The organism is Proteus sp. fly-1013 (assembly GCF_040140245.1).
Lineage (GTDB): Bacteria > Pseudomonadota > Gammaproteobacteria > Enterobacterales > Enterobacteriaceae > Proteus > Proteus mirabilis_B.
This window is the reverse complement of the sequence record NZ_JBEEWD010000009.1, coordinates 1-21784: the sequence shown is the minus strand read 5'-3', so window position 1 is coordinate 21784 and position 21784 is coordinate 1. Positions and strand designations below refer to the sequence as shown.

Sequence of the window (21784 nt, the reverse complement as noted above, 5' to 3'; positions counted from 1 at the left end):
TTTTCTTCCTTACTTAATAAATTGACCAAAACGTTTATTAAAGCGTGCCACATTACCTTCTTGAGAATGCGTCTTTTGTTTACCGGTATAAAATGGGTGTGATTGAGAGGAAACATCTAGTGTTACATAAGGATATGTTTGCCCTTCATACTCTATTGTTTTTTCCGTTTGGATGGTCGAACCCACTTTAAAATAAGCATCTGCACTAGTGTCATGGAAAATCACTGTTCGATATTGAGGATGAATACCCAGTTTCATAATAAACCCCACCTTGTTTGTGATGTTATAATATAACAATATTGAATTACGCTAATGTACCGCTTTTTAATTTTATTGACCAGTTTTTTTTGATTTGTTTTTCTATCTCAAGAAAGGAAGTGTGTTTGAGGTAAGTCTCTTTTAAGTGATATAGGTGGATTTTCTGGCTTTTTTTGTCCAGCCTTCCTATTTTCCGCTAAAGTTATACTAAGACGGCAAAACAAATAGGATTTATTATGACTAATTGGCGCGATAAGCTTTTCAGTAAGTCACCTCTGTCTATCGACCTCACAATAGACTTTCCTAACGTTTATCCTTCTTCTGTTCCTTCAATTCTTTCGCTGTTAGCACCTTATGAAATAGGTGATACACCTTTGCTTGATGAATTAAATCTATTGTCAGACGCTCACTTAAAAACAAAACCTGATGATGATTCGATACCTTTTAGTTGGTCAGCCGGCGCTCGGGAAGGTATTATTTTGCATCAACGAATAGGCCGAGCAATTGAACAACAGCCTTCTCAAAAGGCATGTGAAGAATTTTCGCTGTCACTTTATCATGCAATAAAGCATGTCGTTCTTTTACCTGATAAAGAGCATGTTGCTTCTTTTTATTCAATTGCCTGCCAAGATAAACTCGCCCCTATTACCTATCTTTCGCATCTGATAGACAAAATAGAACAAGATGAAGCACTGATTAATCATGAGATCTATTTTCAATTGATCTTGTGGATCTTAAAGTTAAGTCCTGACAAGAATCCTATCAAAATAGCTTTAGGACTATTAGGATCGTTTAATGATAGCGCCTCTCAGCGTTTACTTTTATTGTTTTCCCTACACCCTGAATTTACACTTTATGCTATTCGTTCACTAAAACAGCGCCTTTCTTGTGAAGAATTTGAGCCTTTTTTACACTCTCTAGGTCAACGAACTAAGGGCTGGGGACGTATCCAGTTTATCGAACATCTACCTTCAACATTATCTGTTAATAATCGCTATTGGCTGCTGACTGAAGGGTATAAAAACAATGTAATGACAGAGTATGTCGCCTATGACTGTGTCACAAAAGGGGCACTATTAGAGATGCTAAATACGCATCCTTTAGATAACGAGCTATTGCTTGGTTCTAGTGATCTTTTACGTGCACTGCTTAATGGCGGTCCCGCAAAAGATATTTACGATTATGTGGAAGGTGCCCAAGCATGCAACGCTTTTATTTCACAAGTCGATACTTTGCCTCCAAAAGAATTAAAGCTCCTTTATTGTGTCTGTGAAATCGCAGACTTTGTGCAAAACAGTGGTGAAGACTGGTTATTACTTGAGTCTCTCGGCTGGAACGATCATTGCCAACAACAAATTATCTCTGCTTCACAAAATATTATCCAAAAACCTGAATGGTCAACTCTCATTATTGAAGCATTACAAAATCCATCTCGCTCAAAAAATTACCAAGCAAGCCTTGTCGCTAAATCTCTTCGCCTTGATATCTGGGAATTACTCTTTTCACTACAAAAAGATAATCCCAATGCGGATTGGTGGCACCAATTAATGCAAACTGATGCTTCTCACAAAATAGAAAGAGTAGTTAAACTTGCAGAACAACAAATTGAATTAACAGCATTAGATAGCACAGATGATCCATTAATAACTACCTACTCTGAATATCAGCCCCATCATGCCGTTGAATATATTATGCAAGATCTTGGTGGTTTTCCCGGTATCGGTTGGTCACTTATCAAAAGGCAATTACGTAGTCCGACATTGCGTGATAGAAATATGGCGCTGAATGTTCTTTCAACATGGTCTGACACATTATTGCCTCATGATCTTTATGGTGAATTAACACAGGCTTTAACCATAGAAACGGATAAAAATGTGTATCAACGCATGAAACTATTTTTAGTTAACCATCAAGGAAATAAAGAACATTAACGGTTAGAGCGAATAGATAATTCTGAAAAGAATTCAGGGAGCAGGTTAGGATCATGGTTCGTGCTAGTATGGCTACAAGGAATAAAAAAGATGTTACAGCAATTCATAATACTGATTCACAGATCAATAATGAGGTGAATATGGGCAAATTCCCTGGCTTACATCGTCGGGCAATACTAGTTATTGCTGTTGTTTTATTGGTCGTATTTTTTTGGCCAACAAGTGAAAATAATGGTGAGCCACCTCAACCGTCATCATCGACACATGATCTTCCTGTGCCTATTTCACCATCAGTATCAACTAATGATCCGACTTATCAAACCTCGATCCCTCAAGCGCAAGATAGCTTAAATGCAGATCCCGCAGCTTCTCCATCAATAGAGGCTCCAACGGCAAATGATCCTGCGGGAAATATGACTCAAACAACACCACAACAAGACACTCAATCAACACCAGCGCAAACATGGCAAACTTATACCATTAAAGAGGGGCAAACCTTAGCGCAACTGTTTAGAGACAATCAACTTCCTGTCAATGATGCATTCTCTATGGCGAAATCAGAAGATCAACAGAAATCATTAAGTCAATTACGCTCAGGGCAAGCTATTCGTTTACAGCGTAATCCACAAGGTGATATCAGTATGCTGGAAGTAACAAATAGCGCAGGTACGGTTATCACTTACACGCGTTTGAGTGATGGAAGTTATTACCGCACACCATAGTAAGAAGCAATTTAATTTATCCAAAAAAAACGCCAGCTAAGCTGGCGTTTTTCTTTATCAACATTAACTGTTTAATCAGAGATTATTCAGCAACGATGATAACATTCAGTTCAGCGAATACGTCACTGTGAACTTGGAAGTGAACTTCGTGGTCACCAGTAGTACGCAGAACGCCATTTGGCAGGCGAACTTCGCTCTTACACATTTCAACGCCAGCTGCAGTTACTGCATCAGCGATGTCACGAGTACCGATTGAACCAAACAGTTTACCTTCGTCACCCGCTTTAGAGCTGATAGTGACAGAACCCAGTGCATTGATCTTCGCTGCACGAGCTTCAGCTGCTGCTAAAGTTTCAGCTAATTTAGCTTCTAACTCAGCACGACGCGCTTCGAAAAACTCAATGTTTTTCTTAGTCGCAGAAACAGCTTTACCCTGTGGGATTAAATAGTTACGAGCATAGCCCGATTTTACGTTAACCTGATCACCCAGGCTACCCAGATTCGCTACTTTATCAAGCAGAATAATTTGCATTACCTTATCCTCTACAAGTCATTAATGGACTATATACCTATTACTGATGACGATCAGTATAAGGTAATAAAGACAGGTAGCGTGCGCGCTTGATAGCACGAGCCAGCTGACGCTGGTATTTTGCACGAGTACCGGTGATACGACTTGGTACAATTTTACCACTTTCAGTGATATAGTTTTTCAGCGTAGCGATATCTTTATAATCGATCTCTTGTACGCCTTCTGCTGTGAAACGGCAGAACTTACGACGACGGAAATAACGTGCCATATGGCTAGTCTCCAGAATCTATCAATTCAATCTGCTCGGCATGAAGCACCAATTTAAACAATCCATTTCGCGCCTGATGGCTACTAATGAATCCAGAAACGGTGATTTGGCTGCCGACCGTTATACTGTGAGTAACTGCTTGTAACGCTTTCCCGCTAGCAATAATGGGCATTCGGCACCATGATTGTCTTTTTAATCCCGCCTCTTCTTGTATTGAACGATGTTCAATAACAAATTGACAGTGCGGGATCCCAGCGGGGCTAACTTTTCGAATTAATGCTTTGCACACTGTGCCAGTTAGCACCAAATGATTATTAGCCGTCACAGCACTAATTACTCTTCAGAATCCTCTGCTACATCATCAACTTCATCTTCATCATCTAGGTCATCAGCGATATCACGACGGCGTTCGTCTTTTGCTTTAACCATTGGAGAAGCTTCAGTTACTGCGTGTTTAGTACGCATAATCATGTTGCGGAGAACGGCATCGTTGAAACGGAAAGTAGTTTCCAGTTCATCAATCACTTCCTGCGGAGCTTCAACGTTCATCAGAACGTAGTGTGCTTTGTGCAGTTTGTTGATTGGATAAGCTAATTGACGACGACCCCAGTCTTCTAGACGGTGGATCTGACCATTTGCATTAGTGATAGCGGTTTTATAACGCTCGATCATGCCCGGAACTTGTTCGCTCTGGTCAGGATGAACCATAAAAACGATTTCGTAATGACGCATTTGATATTGCTCCTTACGGATTTATCAGCCTCCTGTCAGGGTCAGTCACCACCCATGGAGGCAAGGAACTTGTTTAAGTTGTGACTGAAAAAATTGACGCGTAACTATACCCCCGCGGTCAATAAAACTCAAGGGAGTATAGAGAATAAAATAAACTAAGCGATTATTTTACATTAATACGCTGGCGCATCGCTTCAAATAAGCAAACACCCGTTGCCACAGAGACGTTAAGTGATGAGACTGTACCCGCCATTGGGATACTAATCAGTTCATCACAATGCTCACGTGTTAAACGACGCATACCTTCACCTTCAGCGCCCATCACTAATGCCATTGGGCCTGTGAGTTTACTTTGATATAAAGTGTGGTCTGCTTCACCTGCTGTGCCAACAATCCAAACGTTCTCTTCTTGCAAGAAACGCAGTGTACGAGCAAGGTTAGTCACTTTAATTAAAGGAACACTTTCTGCTGCACCACAAGCCACTTTTTTGGCTGTTGCATTTAATTGTGCAGAGCGATCTTTCGGAACGATAACAGCATGTACACCGGCAGCATCTGCGCTACGTAAACAAGCCCCTAAATTGTGGGGATCAGTCACGCCATCTAGCACTAATAAGAAAGGTGTACCGACTTTAGCTAACAAGTCTGGTAAATCTTGTTCTTGATACTGACGACCTGGTTTTACTTTAGCAATAATACCTTGGTGAACAGCACCTTCAGTTTGACTATCTAACCATTGACGATTAGCGACCTGAACCAGAATGCCTTGTGCTTCTAATTCATGAATAACAGGTGTTAAACGGCGATCTTCACGCCCTTTTAATACATAAACTTCTTTAAAACGTGCAGGATCACGCTCAAGTAATGCGGTTACTGCGTGAATACCATAAATAATTTCTTCGCTCATAGCGGTGCTTACTCATTAAAAAATAAAAGGCACAAAACAGATAAAAGGCGGGGTCTCCGCCTTTTAAAAAAGAACTAGAAGAACAAAAGATTATGCGTTATCGCGTTTGGCTGCACGTTTAGCTTTAAGTTTTGCTTCTATCTTTTTGGTTTGTGATGATGCTTTCTTACGTTTGCTACTTGCTTTATCTTTCGCAACTTGGTCTTTTACAGCTTTATCTTTGCTTGCATTACTTCGACCTGATGATTTACCTTTTTTGAAGGCACTATCTGGCTCAAAGTTTTTATCTTTGCTTGAATCACGACGACGAGACTTACTAGAACTTGCGTTTTTCTTGTCTTTTTCACCTTTTAAACCACGAACACGGGCTGTTTTACCCGGATTACGCGCGGTGCGTGTTGTTGAAATTAAAGAGAAGTCGATAGTACGTTCATCCATACTAACTGCTTCAACTTTTACTTCTACTTCGTCACCAAGGCGATAGACTTGTCCTGAAGACTCACCAATTAAGCGTTGCCCTACATTATCATACTGATAGTAATCATTATTTAATGTAGAAACATGCACCAGACCATCAATAAACAGATCATTTAAGCGAACAAAGAAACCAAAGCCCGTTACGCTGGTGATAATACCGGTAAACTGTTGACCAATTTGATCCAACATAAAGTCACATTTCAGCCAATCGGCAACATCTCGTGTTGCTTCATCAGCGCGGCGCTCGGTTAAAGAGCAGTGCTCACCTAATTGCAACATGGTGTCCATATCACTATGGTAACCACCTGTTGGTGTCCAACGTTGAGAACCGTGACCTTCTTCCTTCGCAATCTGATATTTAATTGCACGATGCAAGGCTAAATCAGGATAACGACGAATTGGTGAGGTAAAGTGTGCGTAAGATTTTAATGCTAAACCAAAGTGCCCACGATTTTCAGGATCGTAAATTGCCTGTTTCATAGAGCGCAAAATCATGGTTTGTAGCATTTCGCGATCAGGTCTGTCTTCAACCTCTTTCATGACACGCGCATAATCTGCTGGCTCAGGTGTTAAGCCTCCTGGCAACGTTAAACCTAATTCATTAAAGACAGAGCGTAAATTCAGGACGCTGTCTTCTTTTGGTTTATCATGAATACGGTAAAGTGCAGGTTCTTCGTTTTTCTCAACAAAGCGAGCGGCTGCGATATTAGCAAGGATCATGCACTCTTCAATCAATTTGTGTGCATCATTACGAACAACTGGCTCGATACGCTCAATACGACGCTCGGCATTAAAGATAAACTTCGCTTCTTCTGATTCAAAACCAATTGCACCGCGCTGTTCGCGCGCTTTATCTAATGCTTGGTATAACTCATACAGATGCTCAATATCTTTAACGATAAGCTTATAGTGCTCACGCAGTTCTTCATCACCTTGAATGATTTTCCACACTTTGGTGTAGGTCATTCGAGCATGAGAACTCATCACCGCTTCATAGAATCGATAAGAAGAAAGACGCCCTTGCTCAGAAACGGTCATCTCACAGACCATGCATAAACGGTCAACTTGTGGGTTTAATGAACACAATCCATTAGATAGGACTTCTGGTAACATCGGCACGACTTGGGAAGGGAAATAAACAGAGTTTCCTCGGCTACGTGCTTCTGTATCTAGCGCTGTTTGTGGGCGTACATAATAGCTAACATCAGCAATCGCAACCCATAAACGCCAGCCGCCACCTTTTTTACGTTGACAATAAACAGCGTCATCAAAGTCTCGCGCATCTTCACCGTCAATAGTAATTAAAGGTAAGTCACGTAAATCAACTCGTCCTTCTTTAGCGGACTCAGGCACTTCCTCTTTTAAATCAGCGACTTCTTTTGTCACTTTTGCAGGCCATGTATAAGGGATTTCATGAGTACGTAATGCGATTTCTACCGCAATACCTGTTCCCATTGTTTCACCTAAGATCTCAACAATACGACCTACTGCTTGCGTGCGTCGGGTTGGTCTTGTCGTGATCTCAACCACCACCACATTTCCCATACGCGCGCCCATGATATCTTCTTTAGGAATAAGAATATCAAAGCTTAAACGGCTATCATCAGGTACAACAAATCCCATACCTGACTCAATAAAATAGCGACCTACAATTTGGTTATTTCTTGGTTCAACAACACGAACAACACGACCTTCACGACGACCTTTTCTATCCATACCTAAAGGTTGGGCAAGGATAACATCGCCATGCATGGTTTTTTTCATTTCATCTTGTGAAAGATAGAGGTCATCTTTTTGACCTTCTGCACGTAAAAAACCATATCCATCGCGGTGACCGATTACCTTGCCTTTCCATAAATCAAGGCGCTCAGGTAATGCGTAGCATTGGCGACGGGTAAAAACTAATTGACCATCACGCTCCATCGCTCTTAAACGGCGACGTAACGCTTCTAAGTCTTCTTCACCTGAAATTTTTAACGCCTGTGCTAAATCTTCACGGCTCATTGGTGCCGTGCGCCTTTTCATTTCTTCTAAAATATATTCGCGACTAGCAATTGGAGAGGCGTATTTTTCTGCTTCTCTATCCTGAAAAGGATCTTTTGACATTATGACCTCCAAGCTATCAGATTTGATGAAATAGTAGACTCAAACATCTTCTAATAACAATTTATATAAGGAGCTATTATTTTCAACTAGCTCTGCGAGTGTGTGACGGTCTAACTCTTTCAAAAACTGCTCAATTGCCTGATTCAACACCAGTTTCAGTCGACAAGCTGGGGTAATGTGGCAAAACTCAGCACTACAGTTTACTAATGAAAGTGGCTCTAAAGCACGAACAACCTCACCCACAATGATATTTGTTGCAGGCTTGCCTAAACGGATCCCTCCATTTTTACCGCGAATAGCCTCAACAAAACCTAAATGGCTAAGTTGATTAATAATTTTCACCATATGGTTACGCGAAACGCCATAGACTTGTGTCACTTCAGTGATACTTGTCATTTTGCCTTCTGGCAATGAAGCCATATATATCAATGCCCGCAATCCATAATCTGTAAAACTGGTTAATTGCACAATGACCTCTGAAAAGTGGTTTTCCCTACTAAAGCCGTTAAGGGATAAGTAATTATTAATGAGAATATCATTTTATTAAGCAATATTATGTTTAATTTTTGGACATTTAGCAAAGATATGCTCAAAAGTGAGTTATTTCCGTCTCTCACTTGACTATTAACAAAATAATAGCGACATCACAGGCAAAGAAAAAGCGATACTGTCGATTTTCAACAGATCGCTTTCTTTATTTCTGACTCTACAACAATAACATTGTCTTATTATTTTTTACGCGTTACTGATAAAACAGAAGCAAAACCGAGTGTAAAGCTGTCTTATCTTATGTGTGTAACGCGTATTTCCATCTCAACTTAACCAACAAACAGATACGAAAAAATCGCCCCTGTCATTTTCAGGGACGATTTTCACATCAAACCAATTTAATGCAGATTATGCATCAAATGGATGACGGAGAATGATGGTTTCTGAACGGTCTGGGCCAGTAGAAACGATATCAACAGGAACGCCTGTTAACTCTTCTACGCGCTTGATGTAGTTCAGTGCTGCTTGTGGCAGTTGAGCGTGATCTTTCACACCAAACGTCGTTTCGTTCCAGCCTGGCATTGATTCATAGATAGGCTCGATACCTTCCCAATCATCAGCAGCTAAAGGTGTTGTATCAATCACTTCACCGTTTGGTAAACGATAGCCTACACACAGTTTCACTTCTTTCAGACCATCTAACACATCCAGTTTAGTCATGCAGAAACCAGACAGTGAGTTGATTTGAACAGCGCGACGAATAGCGATGATATCTAACCAGCCAGTACGACGACTACGGCCTGTAGTTGCACCAAATTCTTGGCCTTTCTCACGTAAGAAGTCACCCACTTCATCAAACAATTCAGTTGGGAATGGACCTGCACCTACACGAGTAGAGTAAGCTTTGATGATCCCTAATACGTAACCAACATAGCGAGGGCCTAAACCTGAGCCTGTTGCCACACCACCAGCGGTTGTGTTTGAAGAGGTTACATACGGATAAGTACCGTGGTCGATGTCTAATAAAGTACCTTGTGCACCTTCAAACATCACTAACTCACCGTTTTGTGTTGCTTTGTACAGTAAGTCAGAAACATCAACAACCATACCAGTCAGAATATCAGCGATTGCCATGATATCGTCTAAGGTTTTTTGGTAATCAACAGGTTCAACTTTGTAGTAGTTCACCAGTTGGAAGTTATGGTATTCGATGATTTCTTTGAGTTTTTGTGCAAACGCTTTTTTATCAAACAGATCGCCAACACGTAAACCGCGACGAGCAACTTTATCTTCGTAAGCAGGACCGATACCACGGCCTGTTGTACCGATAGCTTTTTCGCCACGAGCTTTCTCACGCGCATTGTCTAATGCGATGTGATAAGGAAGGATTAATGGGCAAGCTTCAGACAGAAGTAAGCGAGAACGAACAGGAATACCACGATCTTCAAGTTGGGTCATTTCCTTCATCAGCGCTTCCGGTGATAAAACGACACCGTTTGCTATGATGCTAACAACATTTTCACGGAGAATGCCTGATGGGATTAAATGAAGAACGGTTTTTTCACCGTCGATGACTAGAGTGTGACCCGCGTTATGGCCACCTTGGTAGCGAACAACATATTTAGCGCGTTCTGTCAGCAAATCGACTATCTTGCCTTTGCCTTCGTCACCCCACTGGGTGCCCAATACGACAACGTTATTACTCATTTCAAAATACACTCGGTTGCTTAAAAAAGGATTCTACCATCTCAATTCAAGAGTTACAGTAGATTTTATCTAATTATGTCATCCCCGCTTTTAAGCAATAGATTATCTTGCCATTGTCAATATTTTTGCCCGAAAAATCCGCATCACAAACGTATTGTGACTTTTATCAACAGCTTTGATCGCAAAAACAGGAAGCAGAGTGACATAAAAGTGAAAACGGCGAAGAAGACGCTTCGGAATTGCCGAAGGTTTATCTTGAAATGCAATTTTCACTTTATACTATCCCAGCTAAAACCATTTTGGAAACCATTAAGCGTAAATTTTCATCTTTTTATGCACAATTATTTATTTCTTAACTTGATCACTCGCTTTATCTTATTGATATCAAAAAAAATCCCCCACTTTTTAAGGTGAAGGATTTTATTATTTACTCAAACGGTTTAACGCGTTTAGAAATTACTCTTCAATCGCTCGCGCTTTTGTCGGTGCTTTCATATAGCGTAAGAAATCGCTATCTGGGCTTAACACCATGACGTCATTGCCGTCTTGGTTAAAGCTCTTCTCATAAGCACGTAAGCTACGAATGAACGCATAGAAGTCTGGATCTTGGTTGAATGCATCAGCAAACAGTTTAGTTGCTTGTGCATCACCTTCACCGCGAAGACGTAATGATTCACGCTCAGATTCAGCCAGTGTCTCTGTTACAGTCTTATCAGCAGCAGCACGAATTTTCACCGCTTGCTCTTGACCTTGTGAACGGTGACGACGAGCAACGGCTTCACGCTCTGCACGCATACGCTGGTAAATCGCTTCAGAAACTTCCATAGGTAAGTTGATTTGTTTGATTCGAACGTCAATCACTTCAATACCTAAAGCCGCCATACTGTTCATGTTGATAGCTGGAGCTTGGCCTTTAGTTTCTTCAGCCACTTTTTTAGCTGCAATAGCAATTGCATCATCAGCAGCGCTTGAATCACGAGAAGGAGTACCTTCATTCAGTGCATTACGAACATCAATGGTTAAACGACCACGAGAATCCGTAATAATTTGGTTAACGCTCATACGACCAATCTCAGAACGTAAACGGTCACTGAACTTACGACGCAGTAAAGTTTCAGCTTGCGTTGTGTTACCACCACCTGTTGCCAGATAGTAGGTGCTGAAATCACTGATACGCCATTTCAGATAAGAATCGACTAATAAGTCTTTATTCTCACCTGATAAGAAACGGTCTTGCTGGATATTCATAGTTTGAATACGTGCATCCAGTTTTTTCACATTCTCAATAAATGGAATTTTAAAGTGAAGACCTGGTTCATAAACAACGGGCTTATTTTCAGCATCACGTACAACTTTCGCAAAGCGTAAAATAATGCCACGCTCATATTGTTGAACGACAAACACAGAAGAGTACAACAACGCTAAAATAATAACTGCAACAACAGCGATAACTTTACGCATGATTATTGTCCTCCTTGATTATTGCCGTAAGGCTGACCATAACCGCCATTATTACTACCATATCCACCATTACCATAAGTCGTTGTTGCTGGTTTTTGTGCCGGTGCTGGATTTACAGTTGGAGCGGGTGTGTTGATACGAGCAGGTGCCTCAAATGTATTTGATGGTGCAGATTGAGATTGCTGACGTAACATTTGCTCTAAAGGCAGCACTAACATGCTATTACCTTTATCATTAGCGATGATTTTACGTGTTTTTGATAGCACTTTTTCCATCGTTTCAATATAAAGACGCTCGCGAGTAATTTCAGGAGCAGCACGATATTCAGGTAAGATTTTAGCAAAGCTTGCTACCTCACCTTCTGCTTTCATCACCACACTGGTTTTATAAGCAGTTGCTTCTTCAATCATACGTTGTGCGTTACCTTTTGCTAACGGTAGCACTTCGTTTTTATAAGCTTCAGCTTGACGGATTGTTTTTTGTTCTTCTTCACGTGCAGCAATTACGTCATCGAATGCCGCTTTTACCGCTTCTGGTGGGCGAGCCACTTGGAAGTTGACGTCCACAATCGAGATACCCATGTTATAAGGACGGATAGTCTCTTCTAATTCTTGACGTGTTTGGTCACGAATTTCTGAACGGTTAGAAGTCAGAATTTTTTCCATTTCTGAACGACCAATAACGCCACGCACTGCACTGTCAGTTGCCTGACCTAAGCTGTTAATTGGTGTTGTCAGGTTAAATAGGAATGTTTCTGGATCAGAGACAACATACTGCACGTTTATCTCGACTTGAACCATATTTTCATCTGACGTTAACATCATGCCACCCGTAGTTAAATCACGGATAGTTTTTACGTTAACAGGCTGAACTTCATCAATGAAAGTCGGTTTCCAGTTCAGACCAGGTTCAACGATTTGGTAAAATTTACCAAAACGAGTCACAACGCCTTGTTCTGCCTCTTTGATGGTATAAAAACCACTTGCAGCCCAAACTACGACAACCGCACCTAATGCAAGAGAAATCAAAAGATTTCCAGCATTACTACGAGGACCGCCATTTTGCCCAGAAGAGGAGTTTCCACCTTTTTTACCGCCGAAACCACCAAGTTTTTCACTCAGTTTACGGAACATATCATCGAGATCTGATGCTCCACGATTCCGACCTCCTTGATTACCGTTGGAGTTACCGTTGCCATCGCCATTATTATTGCCGCTGTTTCGGTTACCCCACGGGTCGCGGTCTTGTCCGTTGTTACCGGGCTGATTCCACGCCATGTTCTAGCTCCATTATTATGATTAGATTTATCAGGCTTAAGAGCCGATTTCGTCGCCAGCTCTCAGTTAATGTTCATTATTATGGCCGAATATCAGACCACGTAATCCAATAAATTTGGTTCCTGCTTGCAAAGGCGACGCCAGTCTACCATAGGCATACGTATGATTAGCCCAACTTTACCGTCTTTTTCAATCCATTCACGTTCTATTGACTGTAATTGATAAAAACGACTACGTAAGCGCCCTGTATTCTCTGGCGGTAAACGTAATTCAAAGTGTGCGATCTCACCTGAAAGACGTTCTGTCAACGCCTGATACAACAGAGGAATACCTTCGCCTGTTTGTGCAGAAACCCAAACCCTAACGGGTAAGTTTTCTTCATTTCGATCAATTCTTGGAGTGAAGTCTTCAAGAAGATCAATTTTGTTCATGACATGCAGTGTTGGTATTTCTTGAGCATCAATCTCTTCTAATACGCTTTCAACTGCATGAATATTTTCCTCAAAACGGCTATCTGCTGCATCAATCACATGAAGAAGTAAGGTAGCTTCTCGTGTTTCTTGCAAAGTGGCTTTAAAAGCAGCAACAAGATCATGAGGTAAATGTCGAATAAATCCAACAGTATCGGCTAATACAACGGTTCCCACATCATCGACTTGAATACGTCTTAATGTCGGATCTAATGTTGCAAAGAGCTGATCTGCTGCATACACATCAGAACAGGTAATATGATTAAATAAACTCGATTTCCCTGCATTTGTGTAACCAACAAGGGATAATGTTGGAATATCAGCTTTACTCCGCGCTTGCCGTCCTTGTTCACGCTGACGCTCAACCCTACCCAATCGCATTAGAATTTGACTAATTTTACCTCGGAGTAAGCGGCGGTCTGTTTCTAGCTGAGTTTCACCTGGTCCTCGTAACCCGATCCCCCCTTTTTGTCTTTCAAGGTGAGTCCACCCTCTGACTAAACGAGTTGATAAGTGACGTAACTGGGCGAGTTCTACCTGTAGCTTTCCTTCATGGGTTCTTGCTCTTTGAGCAAAAATATCAAGGATAACTCCCGTGCGATCAACCACACGGCATTCACAAAGTCTTTCCAGATTTCGTTCTTGTGCAGGTGTCAGTGCATGATTAAATAAAACAACATCTGCACCACTTGCTTTTACAGCTTCGGCAATTTCTTCTGCCTTACCTTCACCCACATAATATTTAGGATGAGGCGCTTTACGATTTCCTGTAATAATCTGAACTGGTTTAACACCCGCAGATGTCACCAAAGATTCAAATTCTTGCAAATCATCAACGTCCTTTTCTTGAGAAAAGAAGACGTGCACTAAAACGGCTAATTCGCCACCTTCATAACGATCAAACAAAGGCGAAACCTCTTGGACTTTATAAAAACAGGAAAAAACATAGGTAAAGTCTCCCTACCTATGTTTTTCTTATATCAAGAATAATATTGGATTATTATTCTGCAACATCATCCTGCTGAGCAGCGCCACCATTGTAGCCTGTACCAGTTTGGTTCGTGCCTGTGTTGCTATGATGAGAAACAGGACGCGAAGGTACCACGGTAGAGATAGCATGTTTGTATACCATCTGACTTACTGTGTTTTTCAGCAAAATAACAAATTGGTCAAAAGATTCGATCTGACCCTGCAATTTAATGCCGTTTACCAAATAGATAGAAACGGGAACCCTTTCACGACGTAATGCGTTCAGGAAAGGATCTTGCAAAGATTGCCCCTTAGCCATTCTATGTTTTCCTTATTTTGTTGTTTTATATTAGAACCCAATTGGTTCGAAAAATGAACTACTCAAAAATTGCGCTTTGGCAACTATCAATTTTACACAAACCTACCATCTATGCACTAACTACCTGCAAAACAGTGTCAAGAGATTGTTTTGGATCTTCACTATCAAGCCAGTGAATGTCATTCCAACCTCTTAACCAGGTGATTTGTCGCTTCGCTAATTGCCGGGTAGCGCAGATCCCTCGATAAACCATCTCATCATAATCTATTTCGCCTGATAAATATGACCACATCTGGCGATAACCGACACAACGTACAGAAGGTAAATCTTCATGCAGATCGCCCCGTTCATATAATGATTTTACTTCATCTTCAAATCCACACGTTAACATCTGTTTAAAACGGGCTTCAATGCGTTGGTGAAGAACATTTCTATCTTTCGGAGCAATCGCAAACTGATAAACATCATAGGGCAAAGACTCGCCTGATATTTTTGTCAATTCCGTCATTGTCTTACCTGAAATCAGGTAAACTTCTAGCGCACGAGAAAGTCGTTGAGGATCATTAGGGTGGATCCGTTGTGCGGCAACGGGATCAACCAATGCTAACTCTTTATGTATTGCCTCCCACCCTTGCTCTGCTGCTTTTTTTTCTATTTCAGCACGAACATCCGAATTGGCACTGGGTAAAGGCGATAGACCTTCAAGTAACGCTTTAAAATATAGCATAGTCCCACCCACTAATAGTGGAATTCGCCCAGCCGCAGTAATTTCTTCCATTGCATTTAATGCATCACGTCGAAAATCCGCAGCGGAATAGGGAAATGCGGGATCTAGAATATCAATTAATCGATGTGGAGCAAGCGATTGCTCATTCGCATCCGGCTTCGCTGTACCGATATCCATACCACGATAGATAAGAGCTGAATCCACGCTAATAATATCTACAGGCAGTTTTTGTCTCAGTGCAATTGCTAATGCTGTTTTACCTGACGCTGTAGGTCCCATTAGAAAAATTGCTTTAGGTTTTATTTGCGTGTTCACATCGCTCATTATTTAATGCCACTACCACCGGTTGTAAATCAATTAATTGTAATAAGTTTTTTGCTGGCTGTCTGACATATTGAGGGCAAAGTCTTTCAATATCAGCCAATAATCCTACTGCTTGAGCTTGCGACCATTGCGCCGGCTCTGCCCCTAATTGTCTTGCAAGCCATTGTCCAAGTTGTTGCTCGGTACAAGATTGTTCTGCTGACAAATAGGCTAATAATGCGGTCAGTAACACAGGTAAATTTTGCTGACGCAAAGGTAACGACACCGCATGTATTGTTGCTTTACCGTGAGAAATTTCGATAACGATCCCGAAATGACTGATTAGCGTTTGAAACTGATTAAATACACTAATTTCTTCTTTGCTCAATGCCAATTTTAAAGGCACTAACAAAGGTTGTGGCTTCAATGTTTCATCTTTAGGCAGTAATTGCGCACATTTTAACAGAAAATCAGCTTCTTCCAATGATAACAGCCCAAGACCTTGTGAAGATTCTATTAACGCATATTTCTGCTGATAAATTGCCAATACTCGCCCAAAAGTATAATCAGTTTGCCCATCTTTCGCATTGACGGAACGAGGCATCACCGAAATAACATCTTCTTCGATATTATTAGTTGTATGAACGATTTCACCTAAATTCAATGGGGCACGGTCAGGAAATAGGGGTATTTTTTCTTTATCTTTTGATGTAGATACACTTTCTTCCATCATTTTTTGATAAAGCGCACCTTGTGTCCGTTGATAACTTTCACCAAACTGGCGACTACCTCCAAATTGAGAGGCCTGTTTTTGATGAGAGTTATTATTGTGCTCTCGTTCATTAGAGTGGTGTGATGATGTATTTTGCGGGGTTTGAGCCGCTGGTGCTTGATAAGGCTGAGAAAATACGTTTTCACCTGCAACTTGACGATTTTCAGGAAAATTTAACGCTATTTCGTGTTCTTCTTCGTCATCTGAAGTCAATGATAAAGGCTCTTGCGTTGCTTGTCGTAAAACACTCAACACGCCTTGATAAATAAAATCGTGAACCAAACGAGATTCATGAAAACGAACTTCATGTTTCGCAGGATGCACGTTTACATCGACTTGGTGAGGATCAACGCTTAAATACAAGATATAAGAAGGTTGCTGCTCTCCTTGCAAATATCCTTCATAAGCTTGGCGAATAGCATGATTAATCAACCTATCACGCATCATTCGTCCATTCACATAGCAATACTGAAGTTCACTACTTTGCACTGGTGATAAAGGATGTTCTACCCAACCTTTTATTGCTAAATCACCATGTTCCCACGATAAATGCATTGATTGATTGACAAAATTATTACCACAAATCGCACTCAAACGGCGATTTTGCTGACTTTCATCTTTCACAGCACGATATTGTCGAACTCGTTTACCGTTATGGGTAAGATTTATAGAGATATCAAAACGTGATAACGCAATGCGACGTACCACTTCATCAATATGTGCAAATTCTGTTTTTTCAGTACGTAAGAATTTACGTCTTGCTGGCGTGTTATAAAAGAGATCGAGTACTTCAACTGTACTTCCGACAGGATGAGCGGCAGGTTTAACAGTCACTGCCATATCTCTACCTTCAGCGTAAGCTTGCCATGCTTCTTCTTGATCTTGAGTACGCGATGTCAGTGTTAAACGGGAAACTGAGCTAATACTCGCTAAGGCTTCACCACGAAACCCCATACTCATTATGGCTTCGAGATCGTCAAGACTTGATATTTTGCTAGTTGCATGGCGAGCAAGTGCTAACTTCAAATCATCACGATTAATACCACACCCATTATCACGAATGCGAATAAGCTTGGCACCACCTTTATCGATATCAATATCAATTGAGGTCGCGCCTGCGTCTAAACTATTTTCCAGCAACTCTTTAACGACAGAGGCTGGTCTTTCAACAACTTCCCCTGCGGCAATTTGGTTTGCAAGCTGAGGAGGTAATAAATTTATCGCCATTACCTTTATTCCATTTTACTCAATCAATTAGGCGCGTTTTGTAAAGGATGAGCCAGAAAATAATTTCTTAAACCCGCGTGAATTGACGCCGCAAGTTTCTCTTGATAAGCATCAGAAATCAGTAATTGCTCTTCTGACGCGTGGCTGATAAAGCCTGTTTCAACTAAAATTGAAGGGATATCAGGTGAACGTAAAACACCTAAACTCGCATGCTCTGGTGTTTTCTTATGTAGTGAGCCCACTTTTCTTAGTTCAGACAATACGGCAACAGCAACGTCATAACCTACTCGCTGTGAGTTGCCAAACTGCAAATCAAGTACTGTTTGACTTAAATAAGGATCAGCGCCATCAGATAAAGCATCACCTGCACCACCAAGTAATTCAGATTGCTTCTCGCTTTGTTCAAGCCACTTACCTAATTCACTGTTTGCACGACGATTAGAAAGCACCCACACAGATGCGCCTCTAGCACTACGATTTGGTGCTGAGTCTGCATGAATAGACACTAACATATTCGCACTTTGCTTACGGGCAACTTCAGAGCGCCCAGCAACTGAGATAAAATAATCGCCACTACGTGTTAGAACAGGTTTAAACATAGGATCATTACGTAAGCGTGCTTCCAACTTCCTTGCCACACTTAGCGTTACGTCTTTTTCACGATTACCTTTCTGACCAATCGCGCCCGGATCTTGTCCACCATGACCCGCGTCTATCGCAATTATAATTTGGCGAGAACCCGCTTGTGGTTTTGAAGGTGTGGTGCGTGGTTTTACAATAGGAATAACGGGCGCAACCTCAGGTGTCGGCTTGGTAATTAAAGGTGCCATTTCCCTATTTGTGTTTGAATTTGTATTTGCAGTTGATGTAGTCGTGGTTGCTGCTGGTGATAACGCAACGACACTTACTGTCGATTGAGCATTACTATTTTGTCGGCTATTCATAGCTTTGATAGTAAGCACTAACTTATAGCCACCACTCACATTCATCAAACTTTCAGTTACCACAACAGGCTGAGCAAGCTCAACAACCATACTTTGGTATTGGCTATCTTTTGATTGTGTTGAGCGAATTTTATGAACTAACTGCCCATTGCCTAATGTTGCCGGTAATCCCGTGATTTTTGTGCTCTGTTTAAAATCCATCACTAAACGATCAGGACTTTTTAATGAGTAATATCGATAACTTGGCTTCCCATCACTAAAAGTGAATGTGAGAGTTGTTGCTGAAATACCGTTTTCTGCTTTTACTTCTGTCACAGTAGCGGCTTGTGCTATTTGCACAAAAAATAAAGACAAAACAACCAACAGAAAGGCAACAACATAGCGCTGACTTTGACTCACAATAGTGATGAGACTCGACATAATCAATATTCCTTTATGCAGACTGAATACGGGATAAAACAGTATTCCCTCTTTGTGAAAGGGCAACAAAACGCGCTTTTCGACCTTCATCTTCGTAGCTTAAATGAAGTTCTAAATCCGCGTTAGGTAAAAAACCTTCGCCTTGCGATGGCCATTCAATAAGGCATAACGCGTCTTGCTCAAAATAGTCGCGTATTCCCATAAATTCTAGCTCTTCAGCAGAAGCTAAACGATAAAGATCAAAATGATAAACAGGATTTGGCGAAAGCATATAGGGCTCAACTAATGTATATGTTGGGCTTTTGACATGCCCTTGATGACCAAGCGCTTGCAAAAAGCCTCGGCTAAAGGTTGTTTTTCCAGCACCAAGATCGCCATATAAATAAATGATCAATCCGCTATGATTAGTCGCCATTGCAACAGTACGCCCGAGTTTAACTGTCGCCGCTTCATCTTCTAATGTAACAACCCATTCTTTCATATTTAATATAATCTATTGTTAAGTTATAACGGCTTAATAAAGAGAGATCGTCGGAGAACATCCAATACTAAGCTTTATATGTTTTCTTAAGGCAAATAGTTATCGAAATCACTATCAAATAACCATACCATAAATCTATTTATTGCGAGGATTTTTCCTACTGCCTCACTATGATACACTGCGCGCTCTTAGGACTCACCTCTTACCTATTGATTCGGTTTATTCATGTCATCACTCGATCTTAATCTTCTCGCTCAAAACATTAAATTATGGGGTTCTGAGCTAGGTTTTCAACAAACAGGAATATGTGATACTGACTTATCACTTGAAGAACCTCGCCTGCAAGCGTGGCTAGATAAGCAATATCACGGTGAAATGGCATGGATGGAAAAGTATGGAATGACACGAGCCAGACCTCATGAACTGGTTCCGGGTACATTACGTGTTATCAGTGTGAGAATGAATTATCTCCCTACGGATGCAGCTTTTGCACGAACTTTAAATAATCCAGAGCAAGGCTATATCAGCCGTTATGCGCTTGGTCGGGATTATCACAAAGTATTAAGACAACGTCTTAAAAAACTCGGCGAAAGAATTTCACAATATTGTCAGCAATTCGAATATCAAGGGGTAGTCAACTTTCGTCCTTTCGTTGATTCAGCACCTATTATGGAGAGACCATTAGCCGTTAAGGCAGGACTTGGTTGGGTTGGTAAACACTCACTTGTTATTAATAATCAAGCTGGCTCTTGGTTTTTCCTTGGTGAACTTCTGATTGATTTGCCATTACCTACGGATAGCCCAGTTGAAGAGCAATGTGGTAAATGTGTCGCCTGTATGACAACCTGCCCGACAGGTGCCATTGTTGAACCTTATACTATTGATGCCCGTCGCTGCATTTCTTATCTCACTATCGAGCTCGATGGTGCTATTCCTGAAGAATTTCGCCCTCTAATGGGTAATCGCATTTATGGCTGTGATGATTGCCAGCTTATCTGCCCTTGGAATCGTTTTTCATCACTGACTGACGAAGAAGATTTCTCTCCGAGAAGAGCACTTCATACCCCAGAATTACTCGATCTTTTTCAATGGAATGAAGATAAATTTCTGCGTATTACAGAGGGATCACCGATCCGTCGTATTGGCTATTTACGTTGGCTTAGAAATATTAGCGTGGCGTTAGGAAATGCACCTTATCAAGATAAAATTATACTTGCCTTGCAAGAACGCTTTGGATTGAGTGATGTTTTAGATGAACATTTAAACTGGGCGATTGCACAACAGACAGCGAAGAGAAATGAAAAAGAAGTAAAAATACAGACTTCACAACAAAAACGCTTAGTAAGGGCGATAACTAAAGGCTTACCTCGCGACGCTTAATTTTTAACAGAATAAACGCATTACGAGTAACCATTAATTTCCTCTGTGAATAAAATAAAAATCCCTTGCCTATCAACATGAACAAAAAATTCAAGCGAACTAAGACCCAAAATTTAAAAAAATTAAAATAAACTTAGTTATCAATTAGATATAAAATCCAATCAATTTATTGAAGAGAATAATATCCTTATCACTTAATGATACGTGCTTGTGGATAACTCTGTGCAGTAAAAAAATAAATAGTGCTTAGATGCGGTGGTTATTAGCATCTCACTGTGGATAAATCGATTTGGGAAGATTTTAAGAATAGTAGAATATATATCACGTTTTTTTAAAGAAAAGCCTGAAAAACCCTTTTCTTTTTCTAAAATACTATTCAATGCATGTTTAACAGAATAAAGGCCTAAAACCTAAAAAATGATCTTGCCTCTCGTTTCCCCTCTAAATGAGGAAAGGCGCACATTCTAGTGCTGTCAAAATAGAAATGCAAGCAAAGATCAAAGATAGATCACAAAAAAATAGCTTGATCTTACATGCAGTAATGACATTTTCTTTTTTGAGCAAAAATCCCACACACTCTCTTTGCGTGTATTAAGTAAAATCCCTTAACTTGCACCCTAAAACAGTGTAGTCGATATTTAAAAAAGCGAGAGAAAAAACTTAAAATTTTCTTTATGAGGATTAAAAAATGAGATTTGATAAAGCAGAAGAGAAAAAACTTGGAGCGGGAAACGAGACTCGAACTCGCGACCCCAACCTTGGCAAGGTTGTGCTCTACCAACTGAGCTATTCCCGCGTCGCATAACACTACTCATAACTGTCTAAGAAAGATTGGAGCGGGAAACGAGACTCGAACTCGCGACCCCAACCTTGGCAAGGTTGTGCTCTACCAACTGAGCTATTCC

21 protein-coding genes and 1 tRNA gene are annotated in these 21784 nt (G+C 40.8%); 3 read left to right on the top strand and 19 right to left on the bottom strand.

Going from position 1 to position 21784, the window contains the following annotated elements:
- Positions 1–9 precede the first annotated feature (9 nt).
- Complete coding sequence (locus ABN236_RS16040; RefSeq protein ID WP_023583603.1) at positions 10–258, bottom strand: type B 50S ribosomal protein L31; 249 nt, start codon at positions 256–258, stop codon at positions 10–12.
- 236 nt (positions 259–494) lie between these two features.
- On the opposite strand from ABN236_RS16040, the gene ABN236_RS16035 reads away from it, so the two are divergent.
- Together ABN236_RS16035 and ABN236_RS16030 are read left to right on the top strand one after the other, a co-directional pair.
- Positions 495–2189, top strand: a complete 1695-nt coding sequence (locus ABN236_RS16035; protein ID WP_349474405.1) for a hypothetical protein — start codon at positions 495–497, stop codon at positions 2187–2189.
- 68 nt (positions 2190–2257) lie between these two features.
- Positions 2258–2911 (top strand): LysM-like peptidoglycan-binding domain-containing protein, encoded by a 654-nt coding sequence (locus ABN236_RS16030; RefSeq protein WP_349474404.1) that lies wholly within the window; start codon positions 2258–2260, stop codon positions 2909–2911.
- Between the two features lie 82 nt (positions 2912–2993).
- Here ABN236_RS16030 and rplI read toward each other — a convergent pair whose 3' ends face one another.
- The 17 genes from rplI to tsaE form a co-directional block, all read right to left on the bottom strand.
- Complete coding sequence (gene rplI / locus ABN236_RS16025; protein ID WP_023583606.1) at positions 2994–3443, bottom strand: 50S ribosomal protein L9; 450 nt, start codon at positions 3441–3443, stop codon at positions 2994–2996.
- A gap of 40 nt (positions 3444–3483) precedes the next feature.
- Positions 3484–3711, bottom strand: a complete 228-nt coding sequence (gene rpsR / locus ABN236_RS16020; protein ID WP_000135199.1) for a 30S ribosomal protein S18 — start codon at positions 3709–3711, stop codon at positions 3484–3486.
- 4 nt (positions 3712–3715) lie between these two features.
- Positions 3716–4036, bottom strand: coding sequence for a primosomal replication protein N (priB, locus tag ABN236_RS16015; protein ID WP_006535746.1), 321 nt, complete (start codon positions 4034–4036; stop codon positions 3716–3718).
- A gap of 8 nt (positions 4037–4044) precedes the next feature.
- Complete coding sequence (rpsF, locus tag ABN236_RS16010) at positions 4045–4443, bottom strand: 30S ribosomal protein S6 (RefSeq protein WP_023583607.1); 399 nt, start codon at positions 4441–4443, stop codon at positions 4045–4047.
- A 163-nt stretch (positions 4444–4606) separates the two neighbouring features.
- The gene (gene rlmB / locus ABN236_RS16005; RefSeq protein ID WP_165126424.1) at positions 4607–5338 is read right to left on the bottom strand and encodes a 23S rRNA (guanosine(2251)-2'-O)-methyltransferase RlmB; all 732 of its coding nucleotides are present in this window, start codon (positions 5336–5338) and stop codon (positions 4607–4609) included.
- A 102-nt stretch (positions 5339–5440) separates the two neighbouring features.
- Complete coding sequence (gene rnr, locus ABN236_RS16000) at positions 5441–7933, bottom strand: ribonuclease R (RefSeq protein WP_349474403.1); 2493 nt, start codon at positions 7931–7933, stop codon at positions 5441–5443.
- 39 nt (positions 7934–7972) lie between these two features.
- The gene (gene nsrR / locus ABN236_RS15995; protein WP_109372704.1) at positions 7973–8401 is read right to left on the bottom strand and encodes a nitric oxide-sensing transcriptional repressor NsrR; all 429 of its coding nucleotides are present in this window, start codon (positions 8399–8401) and stop codon (positions 7973–7975) included.
- A 429-nt stretch (positions 8402–8830) separates the two neighbouring features.
- A complete protein-coding gene (locus ABN236_RS15990; protein WP_072069601.1) occupies positions 8831–10129 on the bottom strand; it encodes an adenylosuccinate synthase in 1299 nt (432 codons plus the stop codon).
- A 102-nt stretch (positions 10130–10231) separates the two neighbouring features.
- A complete protein-coding gene (locus tag ABN236_RS15985; protein WP_349474402.1) occupies positions 10232–10402 on the bottom strand; it encodes a hypothetical protein in 171 nt (56 codons plus the stop codon).
- Between the two features lie 183 nt (positions 10403–10585).
- Positions 10586–11590, bottom strand: a complete 1005-nt coding sequence (gene hflC, locus ABN236_RS15980; RefSeq protein ID WP_075672791.1) for a protease modulator HflC — start codon at positions 11588–11590, stop codon at positions 10586–10588.
- Between the two features lie 2 nt (positions 11591–11592).
- Positions 11593–12867: an FtsH protease activity modulator HflK gene (gene hflK, locus ABN236_RS15975; RefSeq protein WP_088494004.1), complete on the bottom strand. Its 1275-nt coding sequence runs from the start codon at positions 12865–12867 to the stop codon at positions 11593–11595.
- A 92-nt stretch (positions 12868–12959) separates the two neighbouring features.
- On the bottom strand, positions 12960–14243 hold the full coding sequence (hflX, locus tag ABN236_RS15970; RefSeq protein ID WP_109394715.1) for a ribosome rescue GTPase HflX: 1284 nt from the start codon (positions 14241–14243) through the stop codon (positions 12960–12962).
- 94 nt (positions 14244–14337) lie between these two features.
- Positions 14338–14625, bottom strand: coding sequence for an RNA chaperone Hfq (gene hfq / locus ABN236_RS15965; protein WP_075672788.1), 288 nt, complete (start codon positions 14623–14625; stop codon positions 14338–14340).
- A gap of 109 nt (positions 14626–14734) precedes the next feature.
- Positions 14735–15676 carry a tRNA (adenosine(37)-N6)-dimethylallyltransferase MiaA gene (miaA, locus tag ABN236_RS15960; protein ID WP_069369879.1) on the bottom strand — a complete coding sequence of 314 codons (942 nt, stop codon included), beginning with the start codon at positions 15674–15676 and terminating at the stop codon, positions 14735–14737.
- Positions 15645–17654 carry a DNA mismatch repair endonuclease MutL gene (gene mutL, locus ABN236_RS15955; RefSeq protein WP_349474401.1) on the bottom strand — a complete coding sequence of 670 codons (2010 nt, stop codon included), beginning with the start codon at positions 17652–17654 and terminating at the stop codon, positions 15645–15647. The genes miaA and mutL overlap by 32 nt, the downstream gene beginning before the upstream one ends.
- A 23-nt stretch (positions 17655–17677) precedes the next feature.
- Positions 17678–19018 (bottom strand): N-acetylmuramoyl-L-alanine amidase, encoded by a 1341-nt coding sequence (locus ABN236_RS15950; protein WP_349474400.1) that lies wholly within the window; start codon positions 19016–19018, stop codon positions 17678–17680.
- Between the two features lie 13 nt (positions 19019–19031).
- A complete protein-coding gene (tsaE, locus tag ABN236_RS15945) occupies positions 19032–19499 on the bottom strand; it encodes a tRNA (adenosine(37)-N6)-threonylcarbamoyltransferase complex ATPase subunit type 1 TsaE (RefSeq protein ID WP_088494008.1) in 468 nt (155 codons plus the stop codon).
- Between the two features lie 225 nt (positions 19500–19724).
- Between tsaE and queG the strand changes: the two genes are divergently transcribed.
- Positions 19725–20879: a tRNA epoxyqueuosine(34) reductase QueG gene (gene queG / locus ABN236_RS15940; RefSeq protein WP_109394723.1), complete on the top strand. Its 1155-nt coding sequence runs from the start codon at positions 19725–19727 to the stop codon at positions 20877–20879.
- A gap of 720 nt (positions 20880–21599) precedes the next feature.
- Here queG and ABN236_RS15935 read toward each other — a convergent pair.
- Positions 21600–21675: transfer RNA gene (locus ABN236_RS15935), tRNA-Gly, on the bottom strand.
- Positions 21676–21784: the final 109 nt, after the last annotated feature.